The sequence below is a fragment of the Acetobacter sp. UBA5411 genome, assembly GCF_002409645.1.
Lineage (GTDB): Bacteria > Pseudomonadota > Alphaproteobacteria > Acetobacterales > Acetobacteraceae > Acetobacter.
Window position 1 is genome coordinate 19348 of the sequence record NZ_DHNR01000031.1, and the last position, 16392, is coordinate 35739.

Sequence of the window (16392 nt, forward strand, 5' to 3'; positions counted from 1 at the left end):
TCGCGTGTCAAAAGGAAATTATTTGGCTCCAAAGGCATAAGCGATACAGGGCATTCCATTTATTGTGTATGTTTATTGAAAATATTTCTTACAGAAAACTTTAAATAAAGTAGATAGTTACTGTAACTGCATGGTTATTTTCAATGAATACATCTACAATCACAAATTGCACTAAAAATACGCTATCAAAATATTGGCAAAAAAATGCGATTACAGCATCAAAATACCGCAACCGCATTTAAAACAGAACTAGTCATCTCAGAAAAAGCACGACAAACTCTGACACCACCAACAGGTGACCACAATTCCCCTCATTGCTTTTCTGATTTGAGCAGGCAGAGGTTTTAGAGGCTGAAGCCCAGGAAGCTGAAGCCATACTGGCCGGTTGCCGCCGTGTTGCTCAGGTGAGACACGCGGGATTCCGTTCCACCAAGCAGGTAACCAGCTGAAGAAATAGCGTCCGTACCATCCTGAATGATGCTATCGACAACGCCTGTAGCCGGGCCAAGGCCAACATCATGAAGAAGCCCACCGAAAACGTTTGTCTGGTCCTGCAGCGTGTTGATGCCGTTAGCAACAGAAATCAGCGCGTTACCCAGACCACCCAGAAGGCCGCCACCAGAAATTTCGTTCATTTCTTCAGCGCTTAGTGTTCTCATGACAGAATGCCTCAACAGTTAATTCAGAAAGAATTGTAGAAAAGATGCATTACTTCTACAGAAAATATATTTAGCATTAACCTACTTTATGGTCAACTATATTTACTTAAATAGATATAATTATCACATTTTTAACGCGTAAATATAATGTATAAATATGTAATTATTATACACTTTTGATATATTTACTGCGAATTGCGCCATCCTAAATCAGAGCGAACAAGTTTTCACACGCATTTATAAGGGCATCATGTCATTGCCAACCACATGATGCGGCGCACCTGCACCGTTTCCATATGACAGAAATCTGTCCGATAGAGCCGTTCTTACGATCCAGAGAAAAGCAATATCGATTACAGAAACTTCTATTTTACAGAATGATTTTTAAATACGGCTCTTGCCGCTCGTTTAACAAAAGTCTTATCAAAACGTATTCAAACGGCCCGTATCTCTTAGCAGGACGCAGGATAGATCCTGGAATCCGCTACTCTCCGACGCCCTGTTCCATAAAGCGTCCAGCCAAGCCTTCGTCCAGCATTTCATCGTAAACCGCCAGCGTCGCCTGCTGCATGGATCGGGTCGTGTAATGCTCCAGCACGTTGAGCCGGGCAGCATGACCCAACGCCATACGCTCTTCATCCGTCGCTTCCAGCGTGGCGGCGATCATTTCCGCAAGAACACGCGCATCTCCGGGCGGAAACAGCAGGCCGGTTTCACCATGCCGGACCGTCTCCACAGCCGCACCATGCGCTGCAACAATGACAGGCCGCGCCATTGCCTGCGCCTCAACCACCACGCGTCCGAACGGCTCTGGGCGCAGGGACGGCACGACAACCATCTCGGACAGGGCGAGAGCTGCCGGCATGTCCGTGCAATGACCACCGAACCGCACATGCGGTGTCAGCCCAAGTTCGACAACACGTGATTTGAGCTGAGCCGGAAAACTCGATTTCTCCGGTGTCTCTCCCGCGAACACGCAGACCCACGGACGTGTCGTCCACCGTTCCCGGATCATGATGGAAAGCGCATCCAGCAGCAGCCCCTGCCCTTTCCACTCCGTCAGCCGGGCTGGCATGAGAATGATCGCGGCCCCATCATCCTCGATGTTCCATGAATTCAGAACAGCGCTGACACGATCTCCGCGCACGTTTTCGGGATCGAACTGCACCGTATCCGCCCCCCGAGGGATGATGCGCAGTCGATCGTCTCCGACCTCATATTCCCGCCTCAGACGGTCCGCGATGAACTGGCTGATGGCAATGACGCGATCCCCGGCAGCCAGCACGGCGTTATAGGCCTTCTTGCCCCGGAAGTTCGCGTTATGAACCCCATGCCATGTGGTGATGAAAGGAACCTTGCGCGAACGGCAGGCCAGCTTCGCCGCCCATGCAGGCGCGCGCGATCGGGCATGGACCAGACTGACCTTTTCCTTCCTGATGATCGCCTTGAGTTTCCGTGCATTCCGCAGAATGGCGAAGGGCGACTTCCTGCCGAGCTCCAGCGGAATATGGCGACCACCATAGTAAGCGATCATCGGGGCCAGCCGCCCTTCCGCACTGGCCACAAGCGGTATCCCTCCAGCCTGCGCGATGGCCTGCACCATCTCCACGGTGCCACGTTCCACACCGCCCGCATCAAGAGCAGGCAGAACCTGAAGAATGACTGGGCTACGGGCTAACGCATTCATAATTTTCGCGGATAGCACGGACCAGCCAATCCCGCACCTTGTTGTCTCTTTTTTCGTTCGGCCTTGACCACAGCGTCCTCCCTGCCCTCAATGGTTGCCATGACTGGTCCGGCCCCTTCCCCGTCTCGGGTTTCCGAACTTTCCCCTTCGCTTCACATGGCGACGGGACAGCGAAAAACCGCCCTGATTCCGGGCAGTCCTACAGCAACAACCCTCATGCTGCTCGCCTCCCTGACAACCGGTACCTGCGCTCTTCACGCAGCCTCCGCCCCACTTCCTCCATTCGTCCTGTCCGACTGCCTCGCGCTGCTGGATGATGATCCCTCGGATGTGGATGACTATGTGTCCAGCCACACGGTTACAGGCAATGAGCGCGCGATCGGACATTGCAGGGCTGTTGCGGACGTCATGACCGGAGACGCTCTCGCCGGGGCGGAACAGCTTGATCAGCTATCCCATGAAACGGCAAGGCATGAGGTGGGTGCGGATGATGATTCCACCGAGGAACGGGCCAATGTCGCGGCCGATGCCGCCCGTGCGTGGTTTGCCGCCGCCATGCCCGGCAAAGCGGCCGAAGCCGCAGGCTACGGACTGACACTGACACCGGAGTCCATCGCTCTCCGCCTGCTGAAAGACAAGGCGCTTCTCCAGCTCGATCAGCCGCAGACCGTCATCCGGGATCTGACGCCGCTCGCCAACAACCCTATCCTTGCCGCGGAAACGCACAGGCTGAAAGCCATGGCGGAAATCCAGACCGGAGCTCTTACGCAGGCTAAAACCGACATTGAACAGTCTCTGGCGCTGGAACCTGACGACACAACTTCCCTGCTTGGGCGCGGCATCATCCGCCAGCGCCTGAACGACCCGGAGGGCGCGCGTGCCGACTGGGAAAAGGTCGTGTCACTTGAGCCGGATTCCCACGAAGCCGATCTGGCGCGTCAGGACCTGACAGTGCTCGCCTCCGACCCCGATGCGCTTCCGCCGAGCGATGTGACGCTGCACGCCTCTGCGGCCTCTCCCGTGCCGGACACGCACTGATACGCCTCTCCACTGCATGTCCTACTGGCGTGAAAGGGCAGGGCAGGGCAATCTGCTGCCCATGACGCGCATTCTTGTCATCCGCCTCAGCGCCCTCGGCGATTTCGTGCAGAGTTTTCCTGCCTTCGCCGCCATCCGCGCCCATCACCCGGATGCCTCCATCACCCTGCTGACAACAGCGCCGTTCCGCGCGCTTGCCGAAGCCAGCCCGTGGTTCGATCAGATCGAGATCGATACGCGCCCGAAAATCACTGACTTCCGGGGCATGAAACGGCTCCGACAGCAGTTGAGCGGTTATGACCGGATCTATGATCTTCAGACCTCAGGCCGATCGAGCGGATATCGCCGTCTGGCCGGAAAGGCCGACTGGTCCGGCATCAGAGGCAGCGGCCCTCTTTCGCACACCAATCCCAGCCGCACTCTCATGCACACCCGAACCCGCCAGCGCGACCAGCTCCGGGTGGCTGGGATGGCGGAGGTGCCGGAGGTGGCCAATCTAAACTGGCTCACTTCGCAGGGCTCCCGGTTCACCGAGCAGCTCCGCACGCCTTATGCCGTCATCGTGCCGGGGGCGGCCCCCCATCGTCCGGGCAAGAGGTGGGCAGCGGAGCGCTATGGCGCGCTGGCTGCTCACCTTGCCGCAAAGGGACAGACGCTAGTTGTCATCGGCAGCAGTGCGGACACGCCTCTGGCGGCCGTCATTCAGTCAGTCTGCCCCGAGGCCGTTGACCTGACAGGAAAGACGTCCATCCTTGATCTGGGCGGCATCTGCGCCGGGGCCACCATCGCCGTCGGCAATGATACTGGCCCGATGCACCTTGCCGCCGCCGTTGGCTGTCGGTGTCTGGTGCTGTTTTCAGCAGAGAGTGATCCCGGCCTTACAGCCCCCATCGGACGGTCCGCCGAGCAGGTTCGTGTGCTTAGGGTGCACGATATGGCAACTCTTTCCGTGGATAGGGTTGTCTCCGCCCTCGGCTGACGCCATTAAAGTCGGCCTTTCCCATGAGGACGTCCATCCCGGTCGTCCGTCCCATTCAATGCCTGGAGCATCCATCCATGCCTGCCATCACCCTGCCAGACGGTTCCGTTCGCCAGTTTGACGGAACGGTGACGGGCACGGACATTGCCGCGTCCATCGGTCCCGGTCTTGCCAAAGCGGCGATCGCCATCGAAGTGGACGGTCAGCTCCGCGACATGGGCCGTCCCGTCGAACAGGACGCTTCCATCCGCTTCGTTACCCGGAAGGATACGGAAGCGCTGGAGATGATCCGCCATGACGCCGCGCATGTGCTGGCGGAAGCGGTGCAGTCGCTGTTTCCCGGCACACAGGTCACCATCGGCCCGTCGATCGAGAACGGCTTCTATTATGATTTCTACCGCAACGAGCCGTTCAAGCCGGAAGATTTTCCAGCCATCGAACAGCGAATGCACGAGATCATCAAGGCCAACGCGTCCTTCACCCGCGAGACATGGCCGCGTGATGAGGCGATCAAGTTCTTTGAAGATCGTGGTGAGCGCTTCAAGGCCGAACTGATCCGCGATCTGCCGGGCGACGAGGAAATCTCGATCTATCGTCAGGGCGAGTGGCTCGACCTCTGCCGTGGTCCGCATCTGCGCAGCACCGGCGATGTCGGCAACGCCTTCAAGCTGATGAAGGTGGCCGGCGCCTACTGGCGCGGCGATCATCGCAACCCGATGCTGACCCGTATCTACGGCACTGCATGGCGCGACAAGAAAGAGCTGGAAGCGCACCTGCACCAGCTTGAGGAAGCGGAACGCCGTGACCATCGCCGCATCGGCAAGGAGATGGACCTCTTCCACATTCAGGAAGAAGCGGTCGGGCAGGTCTTCTGGCACGCCAAGGGCTGGCGTCTCTACACGGCGCTTCAGGATTACATGCGCCGCGCCCAGACCCGCGCCGGATATGAGGAAGTGCGCACGCCGCAGCTCGTCGATCGCGCCCTGTGGGAAGCGTCAGGTCACTGGAGCAAGTATCGTCACCATATGTTCGTGGCGACCGTCGAGGACGAGGACAAGACCCTCGCGCTCAAGCCGATGAACTGCCCCTGCCATGTGCAGATCTTCCGTCACGGCCTGCGGTCCTACCGCGAACTGCCGCTACGTATGGCCGAGTTTGGTGCATGCCACCGTTATGAACCGTCCGGTTCATTGCACGGCATCATGCGTGTGCGTGGCTTCACGCAGGACGATGCGCATATCTTCTGCACCGAAGATCAGATTGCGGATGAGACCGTACGTTTCGTGGCGATGCTGACGGAGGTCTACAAGGATCTCGGCTTCGAGCATTTCCGCATCAAGTTCTCGGACCGTCCAGAACAGCGTTCCGGTTCCGACGAAGTCTGGGACAAGTCCGAAGCCGCCCTCAAGCGGGCCTGTGAGATTGCGGGCGTGGAATATGAATATAATCCGGGTGAGGGCGCGTTCTACGGTCCGAAGCTGGAATTCGTGCTGCGTGACGCCATCGGTCGTGACTGGCAGTGCGGCACGCTTCAGGTCGATCTTGTCCTGCCAGAGCGTCTGGATGCGAACTACATTGGCGAGGACAGTGCCCGCCACCGTCCTGTCATGCTGCACCGCGCCATTCTTGGTTCATTCGAACGCTTTATCGGTATTCTGATCGAGCAGCATGCGGGCAAGTTCCCGCTGTGGCTTGCCCCGATGCAGGTTGTCGTGGCCAGCATTGTCAGTGACGCAGCGCCTTACGCCGAAGAGGTTGTCGCCCGTCTGCGCAAGGCCGGTCTCACGGTCGAGTCCGATACCCGTGCGGACAAGATCAACGCCAAGATCCGCGAGCATAGTGTTGCTCGTGTGCCGGTCATTCTGGTGGTGGGACGCAAGGAAGCAGAAGCCGGAACGGTGGCGATGCGTCGTCTCGGTGGTGCGGATCAGGAAATGCTGACGCTGGATGAGGCCGTCACGCGCCTGTCCGAGGAAGCGAAGGCTCCGGACATTCGTCGGGGCTGAAATCTGTTCCATTGAAAAAGGCTCCGGAGATGTCTCTTCGGAGCCTTTTTCCTGATCTTTATGACCACAACAGCATGGTGAGAAAAACAGGTCTCACGATGCTACCGTTGACACGATATGACTGACTTCCCTGCTCTCATCCTGTTTCAAAAGACGTGACCGGGGACTGTTGGCGATACCGAGCATCTGTTTCTGCTCATCGAAAATCAGATCAGAAAGCCGGGTGTCATCAAGCACCGCCATGAAAGCCTTAAGGGCAGCATTAACCACATCCCGGAAGCGGCTCTGAGGCAGAAGGCGACCGGGTTCTTCCGGAAGCTGTCCCTTTTTGGAACTCGGGACATTATCCAGTCCCTCTTCTGTGACACGAACAACATCGCCTACACAGATCTGGCTTGCATCACGAGCCAGCCGGATACCACCGTTACGACCCCGAACCGTTTCAATGAAACCTTGTTGGCCAAGTTTATGTACGATCTTGACCAGATGATTTTCAGAGATTCCGTAAGTCGTTGCTATTTCCCGAATGGAAGCAAGACGATCCGTTGTCCAGGTAAGAAAAATAAGCGCTCTCAGCGCATAGTCCGTATGCAAGGTCAGACGCATGCCGCCACAGATCCGTTTCAGAAGCTGGTATTATTACACTACGAGCCTCCGAGGCCCGTCAGGCTAATCTAACGAAAAAGAAACAAAAGGGTTCCACGGAAAAGGGCGCTGAAATTGGGGAATTGTAACCTGCACGTGCCACTATCTAAAAATTAACGATTTACGGAGCCGCACGGCTCCTCGACGTTCATGCACTTCCTGTCTATATCCCAATGAAACGAGTCCCGGCACGGGTTCCGAACCCCGACAGATGAGGAAATCAAGTGTGTCCAGATATTTTCTAAGGAAAATAAAGATATGTGCTCTGGTCGCAACCGTCTGGACACTGCCTGTTTCCGCCTCGGCCGATACAAAAACATTGCAGGATATGACTGGTGTGGTCAGCGAATTACCCGTCAGACCCGCTCATATTGCAGATCTCTGGTATGCGCATAACGAACTGCTTGTCATGCTCGGCGGGGCATCCGCCATCGCTATGACAGTAGAACGGGAAAGCATGTCTCCCTGGATGTATCGTCTGGCGCCTGCTCTTCATGCCGCAACCCAACTCCCCTCGACCACACCGACTGCCGAAACCCTGTTGGCAGGTCACGTAGATCTGGTGTTCGCCACTCCCTCCCTTTCGGGAGTGGAAAGTTATCGGAAAACCGGCATCCCCACGGTCGGTGTGGAGTTCCACGACACAGCGGGATTGCTGCGCTGCCTTGATCTGACCGCCTCCATTCTCGGTACAGATCACGCACAGAAGGTTGCACAGGATTATCGCACCTATCTCGAAGAAACAGAGAAAACTCTGGCAACCCGACTGGCAGACATCCCCGAGGCGTCCCGCCCCCGTGTGCTGCACATCCTTTCCGTATCACCCATGAAGGTTGATGGCGCAGGCACGATGATTGACGAATGGATCCGTCTGGCCGGCGGCCGGAATGCGGCGGGAGAAATCAAAGGGTCCAAACGTCCCATTTCTCTGGAACAGATTGCGGCCTGGAATCCCGATATCATTATTCTGGGTGGAATGAGCGGAGATGCCGAGCCCAAAACAGATGGACCGGTGTGGAAGGAACTAAAAGCTGTAAAAAATGGAAAGGTTTATCGCAATCCCGTCGGCGCCTTTCCTTGGGATCGTTACGGAACCGAATTTGCGCTTCAGATCCAGTGGGCGGCGACCGTTATTCACCCGGAACTGTTTCACGATACGGACATGGTAGAGATTACACGGGCTTTCTATCGTCGCTTCTTCTCATATGATCTGACACAGGATGAAGCCCGACGCATTCTGGCGGCCCAGCCACCAGCATGAAGGGATCTGCCACCCTCGCAACGACATTCGTCCTTCTTCTGGTCGTTGCCACAGCTTCGCTCTGTATCGGTCGTTACCCCATACCGTTTCATGAGCTTTCAGATTTCTTCCTGTCGTCTTTCAACACTGCTGACGCCACCTGCCACAGTGTCGCCTGCTCCATTCTGGCGCATATCCGCCTGCCGCGACTGTGTGCCGCTCTCCTGACTGGAGCGGCGCTCTCCGTCTCGGGCGCTTCCTATCAGGCCGTTTTCCGCAATCCTCTTGTCTCTCCGGGCATTCTTGGTGCGCTTAGCGGCGCAGGGTTTGGAGCGGCTCTGGGCATCATCCTGAATGTCCCGCAATGGATGATCGGTGCATCCGCCTTTGCCGGTTCAACATTGGCGGTCCTGCTGGGAACCGGTATCGCCCGTCTGTCAGGCGACAGTTCGGTCCTGATGCTGATTTTCGGTGGCCTCGTCAGTAACGCTCTTTTCACGGCCCTGCTGTCGATCCTCAAATATCTCGCTGATCCGGACAGCCAGCTTCCCGATATCGTGTTCTGGCTTCTGGGAACACTGTCCCGTGTTACGCCGGAAACCCTGTCTCTCGTCACAATTCCCATGATCTGCGCAATGGCTGTCCTGTGCATCATGGGGCGGTATCTGGATGCACTCAGCATGGGCGATGATGAAGCCCGCAGTCTCGGTGTGCCTGTACGTCTCGTGCGAAATCTGGTTGTGACGCTGGCGACGCTGCTCTGCGCGCTGACCGTCTCCATGACCGGCATCATCGGCTGGGTTGGATTGGTTATTCCGCATATCGCCCGGCTGCTGGTTGGTCCCGGCAACCGCCTCGTGCTGCCCATGAGCGCCCTGACCGGTGCGATCTTCCTGACCTTTTCCGATGACCTTGCCCGCAACCTGTCCGCGGCGGAAATCCCGGTGGGCATCATGACCGAACTGTCCGGCGTGATTCTGTTTCTGCTGTTGCTTCCGCGTGTAAAAATCAGTCTGCGGGGTAACTGGCGATGACCCTTGAGGCGCAGCATCTCACATGCAGGCGGAATCATCGTCTGGTGCTGGACGATGTGTCTTTCACAATTGGAGATGGCGTCCTTGCCTGCCTGCTGGGTCCGAACGGGGCAGGGAAGACAACCCTGCTGCGCGTCATCCTTGGTCTGGAGAAGGTAGAAGGGAAGGTGCTTCTGAACGGGGAAGACCTGTCCACCCTGTCGCCCCGCGAAACGGCCCGTCGCATCGCCTATGTGCCGCAGACCCATTCCGTCGCCTTTGCCTACTCGGTCGAAGAGATGGTCGCCATGGGACGTCTGTCTCACGCCCGCTTCGGCCTTCTTTCCGGCAAGGATGATCAGGAGGCGGTCACACACGCCCTGCGTCTCATGAATATCACCCATCTTGCTGACCGGGCTTACGCGCAGCTTTCCGGAGGAGAGCAGCAAGCGGTGCTGATTGCCCGGGCTCTGGCGCAGGGTGGGCGGACGTTATTGCTCGATGAACCGGCGTCCGCTCTGGATTTCGGGCAGCAGAAACGGCTCTGGACCCGGCTGCGAGAGTTCGCTGGAACCGGCTACACCATTCTGTGCACCACGCATGATCCGATCAGGGCTCGTGATATTTTTGATGAGGCGCTTTTGATGCGCAGTGGCAGGCTGATGGAGTGTGGGTCACCGTTGGACGTGCTGACGGATGAAAAAATCGAGGCGCTTTACGCGTCCTGATCAGATGGAAGTTTTTGGTGAAGCTTTTTCCAAAAAGCTTCGGTTGATGTCACCTTTTTGGAAAAAGGCGACGCCCAAAAACTTTGACTTTCATCCGGGTTTTCTAAAGATTGTAATTGAATGATTCCTGTGAAAGCTCTCCGAAAGAAACTCGTCACTGGAAACGTGCTCCACACAACGGTATTCACACAGGCAGAAAGTGGTGAGGAAAGCCGTTATGTCGCTTGATGAGAGTGCTCTGGACCATCTGTTTCGCACGGCAAGGACACCGGAGAAATGGACAGATCAGCCCATTCCGGAAGACACGCTCCGGGCGCTGTATGACCTTGTGAAGACGGGTCCGACGTCCGGCAACAGTTCTCCTGCGCGTTTTGTCTTTCTCACCAGTCAGGACGCAAAAGAACGGCTGAAACAGGCGCTCTCGCAGGGTAACATCGAGAAGGCCATGACGGCTCCTGTGGTAGCGATTGTGGGATATGATCCCCTTTTCTTCGAATATTTCTCCCGCCTCGGCTGTGACCCTGATCTGCGCACATGGTTTGCGTCCGATGTAGGACTGTCAGAAGAAACCGCCTTTAGGAACAGTTCGCTGGAAGGGGCCTATCTGATCATGGCAGCACGCTCTCTGGGTCTGGATGCTCTCCCCATGTCCGGCTTCGACGCGTCCATCGTCGAAGATACGTTTCTGGCCGGAGAAGGCTGGCGGGCAAACTTCCTCGTCTGCCTTGGTTATGGTGAGCCAGTTGAGACGCCGCGTGCGCCACGCCTGCCTTTCGACGAAGCGTGCCGCATCCTGTGACCGCCATTCACCGCATTGTCGTGCTCGACGCCGCACCAGCGACTATGCAGGCGCGTGTGGCCTGCGTGTTGCAGGATGCGAGCAGGTTTCGCATCCTTTCAGCCCGCACCCAAGCCGGACATGACGGCATCGGCAACATGGCCTGCCTTCTGGACGAGGTTCTGAAAGAGGCGCGATGGGATCGGCCCGACCTTGTTGTCGTCGTGATTGGTCCCGGCTCGTTCACAGGGTTAAGAACATCCTGCTCTCTCGCTGCCGGTCTGGCGTTTGGATATGATTGCCCGGTCGTCGGTGTGACACGGGGCGAGGCACTGACCGACGCGCTTTCCGCTTATGTCACACAGCATAATCTTGATGGCTGGCTTTGTGTGACGGCGGCAAGAAGCGGTCGCTGGTTTGTCGAAAGCGCTGCTCCGGACAGTCTGACCTCAGGTCCGGTCGTTGCTGTCAGACAGGCCGACTGGGATGCTCCATCAGGACATTGGCTGATCGCAGGAGATGTTATTGAGGACGTGCTCCTGAAAGCTCCAGGCTCTCTCAAGGCGTTTCCAATCCCGGGAGAGGCGGGCATGCAGGAGATCGCAAGAGCGGGTCTGAACCGGTTACAGGGACACATCGCGCCACGCCCGGCGCTTCCCCTGTATGTCGATCCACCGGAAGCCAAGCTGCCCGCAGCAGGCCTACGTGCAAGGCCTCAATGACTTCTGTGTCTGATCCGGTTATTTCTGAAAGTGGCACAGCTTTTTCGCCTGTTCTGGCGGCACTTCATGCAAGCGCGTTTGAAGGAGCCGCACGCTGGTCGGAAAGTGCGTTTACAGAACTGCTTGCTACGCCCGGTACACGAGCGTTTCTCGCATCCATACAGGAAGAACCCGTTGGTTTTATCCTGATCAGAGCTGTTCTGGATGAAGCCGAAATCCTGACTCTGGCGGTCTCTCCAGAATGGAGACGACGTGGCATCGCCAGAAAACTGCTTGAAACGGTCGAGCACGCATTGAAAAAGGAGCAGATTACAAAGCTGTTTCTGGAAGTTTCCACAAAAAACACATCAGCAGAAGCGCTGTATACAAAAGCAGGCTTTGTCAAAGCTGGCACGCGCAAACGCTATTATGAGGACGGCTCGGACGCCGTCGTCATGGTGCGCGATATGTCCTGATCAAGATAAAACCGCTCAGTCTTCTTCAGGTTCATCAGGCAGACGCCAGTCAATCGGCTTCAATCCATGCTCTTCCAGAAAAGCATTGGCTTTTGAAAAATAACGATTTCCGAAAAATCCTGTATGTGCCGAAAGCGGTGATGGATGAGATGCCTTCAGCACCAGATGCCGTGAACTGTCGACAAATGCCGCTTTTTTCTGGGCATAACTTCCCCACAATATGAAAACAACTGGTGTTTTCTGCTCATTGACGCAGGCGATAACTGCATCGGTAAACCGCTCCCAACCATGCCGCTGATGAGACGCAGCACGCCCCTGTTCCACCGTCAGCACACTGTTGAGAAGCAGGACGCCCTGTTTGGCCCAGGATGTCAGATTGCCATGATGAGCCGGGGGAATACCCAGATCACTCAGCATTTCCTTATAGATGTTGTTCAGGGACGGCGGAATCCGAACGCCTTTCCGCACGCTGAAGCACAAACCGTGCGCCTGCCCCGTGCCGTGATATGGGTCCTGACCGAGAATGACGACTTTAACCGAGCCTAAAGGCGTCAGGTTAAGCGCACGGAACCACTCCGGACCGCGCGGAAAGATCATCTTTCCGGCCTTCTTTTCTTCCTGAAGAAACGCCTTGAGATCCTTCATGTAAGGAGAATCAAACTCTTTCTGCAGCGCGACACGCCAGCTTTCGTCCAGTTTGATGCCTGCCTGCGCCATGAGCCGCGCTCCCGTTCTCTGATCAATAAGCTCTGTGGGCGTCAGGGTGCCAGACAATCAGGAGAATTTACAGGCCTCTCAATCACTTCCCTGCTTCTGTGGAGATGTTCTTTTGATTGCAGGCAAAAGGCTTCCGGATACCGCCTTTTAGTAAAATCAGTATCCGGGAAATCCTTCAGAGAAAATTATCGCAAATCACACCTGCATCTCAGGCAGCCTGTTCCTGCCCGACATACAGAGGAGCGACCTGAATATCTTCATCGCCCGCAAGTGCTTGTGAACGTGTCAGGCCAAATACAAAAGATCGCCGCCCATCGGCATCCCTTTGATCCGCTGTCACATGACCCACATGAACTCCATTGACTGAAATACTCAGGACAAGCGCATCAGGATTGACCGAACCACCGGTCACATAACCTGCAATGACGTTGCTGGTCACCTTTTCCAGACAGACAGAGACATCCGCCATAACACCATCCAATCCCTCGAGTTTTTGCCTGATATGTTCAAGCATTACTCCCTCTTCCAGTCTCGGCGCGCAATAGAGCGCCTCACCCGGACAGCCATGGGGATACAGTTCGTGGAACGTATGAGCATTGTGGAACATGTTACGGCTCTGGTCGTCCACAAAGCTTTCTGCGGGCGCGCCTTCTGCCAATAGGATATCATGAGTCTCAAGCTCGATATGGAAATATTCCAGCATCTCGCCAATAGCGCCATGAACAATGCTCGTGTCGTTCACTAGGCAGTGAGCGGGGATCAGCCATCCATCGATAAACATGGCATGAAGCGGTGAAACCGTCAGATCCCGCTCCGGCACGCCATTACCCAGAGAGCCTTTTCTGAAAATGACTGGAATCAGATCAGGATTTCCTCTGGCAAACAGACCATCATAGGCACGATAGCCCACCCAATGCACAGGACGATACTGTCCGTTGGCCGTTTTCACCACGTCGCCTATGACAATATCCTCAACGGCTTTCCTGCCATCCTGCATGTCTATCAGGGTACCCCGACAATAGCAGGGCGCAGGCGTGCCATAAGTCACAAACACATTGCCCTGAGCATCATGTGTTATATCAAAGCCTTTGGAATAATCGCCGTTAAGATGAATCTCCTTGGAGAGATCTCCGTCGGTTATGAGAAGATTGTCATTGTCATCCAGAGAAACCTGCAGGGTGCTCCCCTCTGCATATTTCATGTCTGTTATGTAAATACTGCCATTTTTAAAGGTCAGACCATCGGAAATGATCGTGCCAGACGCCATGTTGAGCACGCCACCATCCAGAATGGCGCTGGTAAGGGTTGCTCCGCTTTCCGCGTTGACAACACCGTATTGTGTAATTGTGGTGTTGATTGCCGTGCCGCCGCTGTAAATGGTTTCAATCGACTGGGACAAGACCTGCCGGTATCCAAACATATAATCCATATAGAGTTCGCCGGACAGCGTCGTGTTTCTGGCCAGACCTCCGGAATAAATATACTGATTGGCCTCTGTCGGCTGCTCACCCGCAGTTCCGAGGACAAAATTGGATGGTTTGAAAGTCGCGCCATCAGAAACACCGCCGGCATAAATCGACTGTGTTGCATCGACATATTGAAAATTGAACTGTGTCCATGAGGAAAACTGGGAGTGATAGCTGTTGCCGTAAACCTGTTCGCTTCCACCTGTTATTGTGGAATTGTAGGAAGACGCACCCTTTCTGATGACTTCTTCCGTATTGCGATCGATTTTCGTATAGAATGACTTTGTGCCATTATACAGAACCAGATGGCCTGTCGTGGCGGGGTCATACATTGAAGTATAAGATATACTCATATTGCTGACGGTAGCGTCATTTACGACGGCCCCTGTGCCACTCACATTCACGTTGGAAGTATTGGTGGAAAATATCGTATTCGCGATGACACCAGGAGAACTGTTTTCATCAAGCGCGATAACTGTACCACCATCACTCCCTTTACTGAGAACAAAGGAAGACCATGTATAATTGGCTTCACCAAGATTGAGCGACCCCACAATTGTTCCGTCAGATTGTGTGATCTGGAGCGTACTGTTGCCCTCAAGATGCGTCGTAAGGCCATCCTGCCAGGTCAGGGAAGACAGTTCTATCGTATCACCGAGATCGATATCTCCGATTATACCGGAAGGAGAGGTCGAGCCACTGATGACAAGCGAGCCTGTATGGCCATCCATGAATTCGAGAGAAGCTGAGTGCAGATCAGTAATATCAGAAACAACAAGCTGTCCGTCCGTGACATAGATGGTTCCCAAAAAACCAGACAGGCCGTCATCACTCGCGATATGGAGAGAGCCGCTTCCTTCCTGCACAATGGAGCCGGAACCGGAAATGACACCGCTGTTCAGCGTTGTGTCACCGGTAAAGACGACGCTGCCTCCATCAAGATTGACCACACCCTGTGAAAGCTTGGTGTCGTCAGAATTGACGATGGAACCACCGGACGAAACATAAATAGTACCGCCGCTTTCAAGATGCGTTTCAAAAGCAATCCCAGCCGACGAAACAACCTGCGTTCCACCCGACAATACAACCACGCCGGATGTCACTGCAGACACAAAAAGCACTTGTGTGCCACCGCTTTGAATGATGCTGTTCTGGTCGTGAGCCATCAGGCCTACGGTTTCCGTGCCGGCAATAACAAGATTGCTCGCGGAGTTCCATTGATCGATCGTAAGGAAAACATCAGCAGGCAGATGGAAATCTGATAGCGTGCCTTGTCTGACATCAATAGTCGATCCGGACTGGAATGTTATTCCCTCAAGATCTGACCCCGAAATGACACCCGCGCTCGATCCGGCACTCACCCACAGGTTACCTACATTCAGCAGGCTAACATTTTCAAATTTCGCACCTTTTTCTACCGAAAGATAGGCACCGTTACCTACAATGGAATTCTTCAGGGTGCTGCTGTCATCAATGTTCAGCCAGCCATATTGGGACATGGCTGCCGAATTGATCGTGGCTCCATTGGTTGCGGAAACCTGTGAACCAGAAGTGGCGCTCAGAGAATTTACTGATCCACCATCGACGACAAGATCAGACTGTTCCAAGGTTGTCGAAACAAGACTTCCGCCACTTGCGACACTGATAAAGCCGCCGCTGGCTGTCGCCTGATATTCGACCCCGCCGGAAAGGACATGCTCGCTGGTCGCTGTAAGAGCTCCACCGCTGGATCCATTCAGTTGCGTTCCAGAAGCGCTTCCTGCGACATTCAGGGCGCCACTGAGAATAGTAACACCTGAGACGAATGCTCCTGCAGCAACTTCATAGGTGCCTCCATCATAGATAACGGAAGGAATATTTGCGCTCGAGACGTTTCCGCTCATCTTGTAATTCTTTCTGTCATCCTATGGAGCATTTTATTTACTTTACCGTCGGCACGACACCAATCAACACTTTATTAATACTTTTTCCGCAAAATAGAGGTTTCAATTAAAATAGAGACACACACATCACGTTTCTGACATTCACCGTGGCCAATCAAACCACTGATTGACAGTGTGCCTCGTTTGTTGCCTCATAGCGCCTACCAAGGGGGGTTCCGCTCAAGGAACTGAGAGGCTGCATGTCCTGTATTGGACGGCGTAGCGACCCTGCCAGCGTTTATATCAGCGCTGGGGAACCTGATCCGGTTAGTACCGGCGGAGGGACTGGTCTGGTCGCGAGCAGCGCCGTGCGCCCCATACCCACGGTAGACCCATC

Annotated in this window: 14 protein-coding genes; 9 read left to right on the forward strand and 5 right to left on the reverse strand. The window is 55.1% G+C overall.

Annotated elements, in window-relative coordinates; translation table 11 throughout:
* Positions 1–344: 344 nt before the first annotated feature.
* Together B3759_RS09450 and B3759_RS09455 are read right to left on the reverse strand one after the other, a co-directional pair.
* Entirely contained in the window at positions 345–635 is a 291-nt protein-coding gene (locus tag B3759_RS09450; protein WP_291365682.1) for a hypothetical protein, read from the reverse strand.
* A 508-nt stretch (positions 636–1143) separates the two neighbouring features.
* The gene (locus tag B3759_RS09455) at positions 1144–2346 is read right to left on the reverse strand and encodes a glycosyltransferase family 4 protein (RefSeq protein WP_291365683.1); all 1203 of its coding nucleotides are present in this window, start codon (positions 2344–2346) and stop codon (positions 1144–1146) included.
* Positions 2347–2445: 99 nt separating this feature from the next.
* On the opposite strand from B3759_RS09455, the gene B3759_RS09460 reads away from it, so the two are divergent.
* The 3 genes from B3759_RS09460 to thrS all read left to right on the forward strand — a co-directional run bounded on the left by B3759_RS09460 (position 2446) and on the right by thrS (position 6369).
* Entirely contained in the window at positions 2446–3384 is a 939-nt protein-coding gene (locus B3759_RS09460; RefSeq protein ID WP_291365684.1) for a tetratricopeptide repeat protein, read from the forward strand.
* Between the two features lie 61 nt (positions 3385–3445).
* The gene (locus B3759_RS09465) at positions 3446–4363 is read left to right on the forward strand and encodes a glycosyltransferase family 9 protein (protein ID WP_291365685.1); all 918 of its coding nucleotides are present in this window, start codon (positions 3446–3448) and stop codon (positions 4361–4363) included.
* A 77-nt stretch (positions 4364–4440) separates the two neighbouring features.
* Positions 4441–6369, forward strand: coding sequence for a threonine--tRNA ligase (thrS, locus tag B3759_RS09470; protein WP_291365686.1), 1929 nt, complete (start codon positions 4441–4443; stop codon positions 6367–6369).
* Positions 6370–6462: 93 nt separating this feature from the next.
* On the opposite strand, the gene B3759_RS09475 is transcribed toward thrS, so the two are convergent.
* A complete protein-coding gene (locus tag B3759_RS09475; protein WP_291365687.1) occupies positions 6463–6975 on the reverse strand; it encodes an Rrf2 family transcriptional regulator in 513 nt (170 codons plus the stop codon).
* Positions 6976–7240: 265 nt separating this feature from the next.
* Between B3759_RS09475 and B3759_RS09480 the strand changes: the two genes are divergently transcribed.
* The 6 genes from B3759_RS09480 to rimI all read left to right on the forward strand — a co-directional run bounded on the left by B3759_RS09480 (position 7241) and on the right by rimI (position 11950).
* Positions 7241–8275: an ABC transporter substrate-binding protein gene (locus tag B3759_RS09480; protein WP_291365688.1), complete on the forward strand. Its 1035-nt coding sequence runs from the start codon at positions 7241–7243 to the stop codon at positions 8273–8275.
* Positions 8272–9288 (forward strand): FecCD family ABC transporter permease, encoded by a 1017-nt coding sequence (locus B3759_RS09485; protein ID WP_291365689.1) that lies wholly within the window; start codon positions 8272–8274, stop codon positions 9286–9288. The genes B3759_RS09480 and B3759_RS09485 overlap by 4 nt, the downstream gene beginning before the upstream one ends.
* Entirely contained in the window at positions 9285–9995 is a 711-nt protein-coding gene (locus B3759_RS09490; protein WP_291365690.1) for an ABC transporter ATP-binding protein, read from the forward strand. The genes B3759_RS09485 and B3759_RS09490 overlap by 4 nt, the downstream gene beginning before the upstream one ends.
* Before the next feature lie 217 nt (positions 9996–10212).
* Complete coding sequence (locus B3759_RS09495) at positions 10213–10794, forward strand: malonic semialdehyde reductase (RefSeq protein WP_010668922.1); 582 nt, start codon at positions 10213–10215, stop codon at positions 10792–10794.
* The gene (gene tsaB / locus B3759_RS09500; protein WP_291365691.1) at positions 10791–11495 is read left to right on the forward strand and encodes a tRNA (adenosine(37)-N6)-threonylcarbamoyltransferase complex dimerization subunit type 1 TsaB; all 705 of its coding nucleotides are present in this window, start codon (positions 10791–10793) and stop codon (positions 11493–11495) included. The genes B3759_RS09495 and tsaB overlap by 4 nt, the downstream gene beginning before the upstream one ends.
* Positions 11492–11950: a ribosomal protein S18-alanine N-acetyltransferase gene (gene rimI, locus B3759_RS09505; protein ID WP_291365692.1), complete on the forward strand. Its 459-nt coding sequence runs from the start codon at positions 11492–11494 to the stop codon at positions 11948–11950. The genes tsaB and rimI overlap by 4 nt, the downstream gene beginning before the upstream one ends.
* Positions 11951–11965: 15 nt before the next feature.
* Here rimI and ung read toward each other — a convergent pair whose 3' ends face one another.
* Both ung and B3759_RS09515 read right to left on the reverse strand, forming a co-directional pair.
* A complete protein-coding gene (gene ung, locus B3759_RS09510; protein WP_291365693.1) occupies positions 11966–12667 on the reverse strand; it encodes a uracil-DNA glycosylase in 702 nt (233 codons plus the stop codon).
* Between the two features lie 208 nt (positions 12668–12875).
* Entirely contained in the window at positions 12876–16016 is a 3141-nt protein-coding gene (locus tag B3759_RS09515) for a Hint domain-containing protein (RefSeq protein ID WP_291365694.1), read from the reverse strand.
* Positions 16017–16392: the final 376 nt, after the last annotated feature.

What these genes read in the sequence shown, in the direction of transcription:
- B3759_RS09450 (WP_291365682.1), bottom strand. Translation starts at nt 635, where the DNA reads ATGAACGAAATTTCTGGTGGCGGCCTTCTGGGTGGTCTGGGTAACGCG.
- B3759_RS09455 (WP_291365683.1), bottom strand. Translation starts at nt 2,346, where the DNA reads ATGAATGCGTTAGCCCGTAGCCCAGTCATTCTTCAGGTTCTGCCTGCT.
- B3759_RS09460 (WP_291365684.1), top strand. Translation starts at nt 2,446, where the DNA reads ATGACTGGTCCGGCCCCTTCCCCGTCTCGGGTTTCCGAACTTTCCCCT.
- B3759_RS09465 (WP_291365685.1), top strand. Translation starts at nt 3,446, where the DNA reads ATGACGCGCATTCTTGTCATCCGCCTCAGCGCCCTCGGCGATTTCGTG.
- thrS (WP_291365686.1), top strand. Translation starts at nt 4,441, where the DNA reads ATGCCTGCCATCACCCTGCCAGACGGTTCCGTTCGCCAGTTTGACGGA.
- B3759_RS09475 (WP_291365687.1), bottom strand. Translation starts at nt 6,975, where the DNA reads ATGCGTCTGACCTTGCATACGGACTATGCGCTGAGAGCGCTTATTTTT.
- B3759_RS09485 (WP_291365689.1), top strand. Translation starts at nt 8,272, where the DNA reads ATGAAGGGATCTGCCACCCTCGCAACGACATTCGTCCTTCTTCTGGTC.
- B3759_RS09490 (WP_291365690.1), top strand. Translation starts at nt 9,285, where the DNA reads ATGACCCTTGAGGCGCAGCATCTCACATGCAGGCGGAATCATCGTCTG.
- B3759_RS09495 (WP_010668922.1), top strand. Translation starts at nt 10,213, where the DNA reads ATGTCGCTTGATGAGAGTGCTCTGGACCATCTGTTTCGCACGGCAAGG.
- rimI (WP_291365692.1), top strand. Translation starts at nt 11,492, where the DNA reads ATGACTTCTGTGTCTGATCCGGTTATTTCTGAAAGTGGCACAGCTTTT.
- ung (WP_291365693.1), bottom strand. Translation starts at nt 12,667, where the DNA reads ATGGCGCAGGCAGGCATCAAACTGGACGAAAGCTGGCGTGTCGCGCTG.
- B3759_RS09515 (WP_291365694.1), bottom strand. Translation starts at nt 16,016, where the DNA reads ATGAGCGGAAACGTCTCGAGCGCAAATATTCCTTCCGTTATCTATGAT.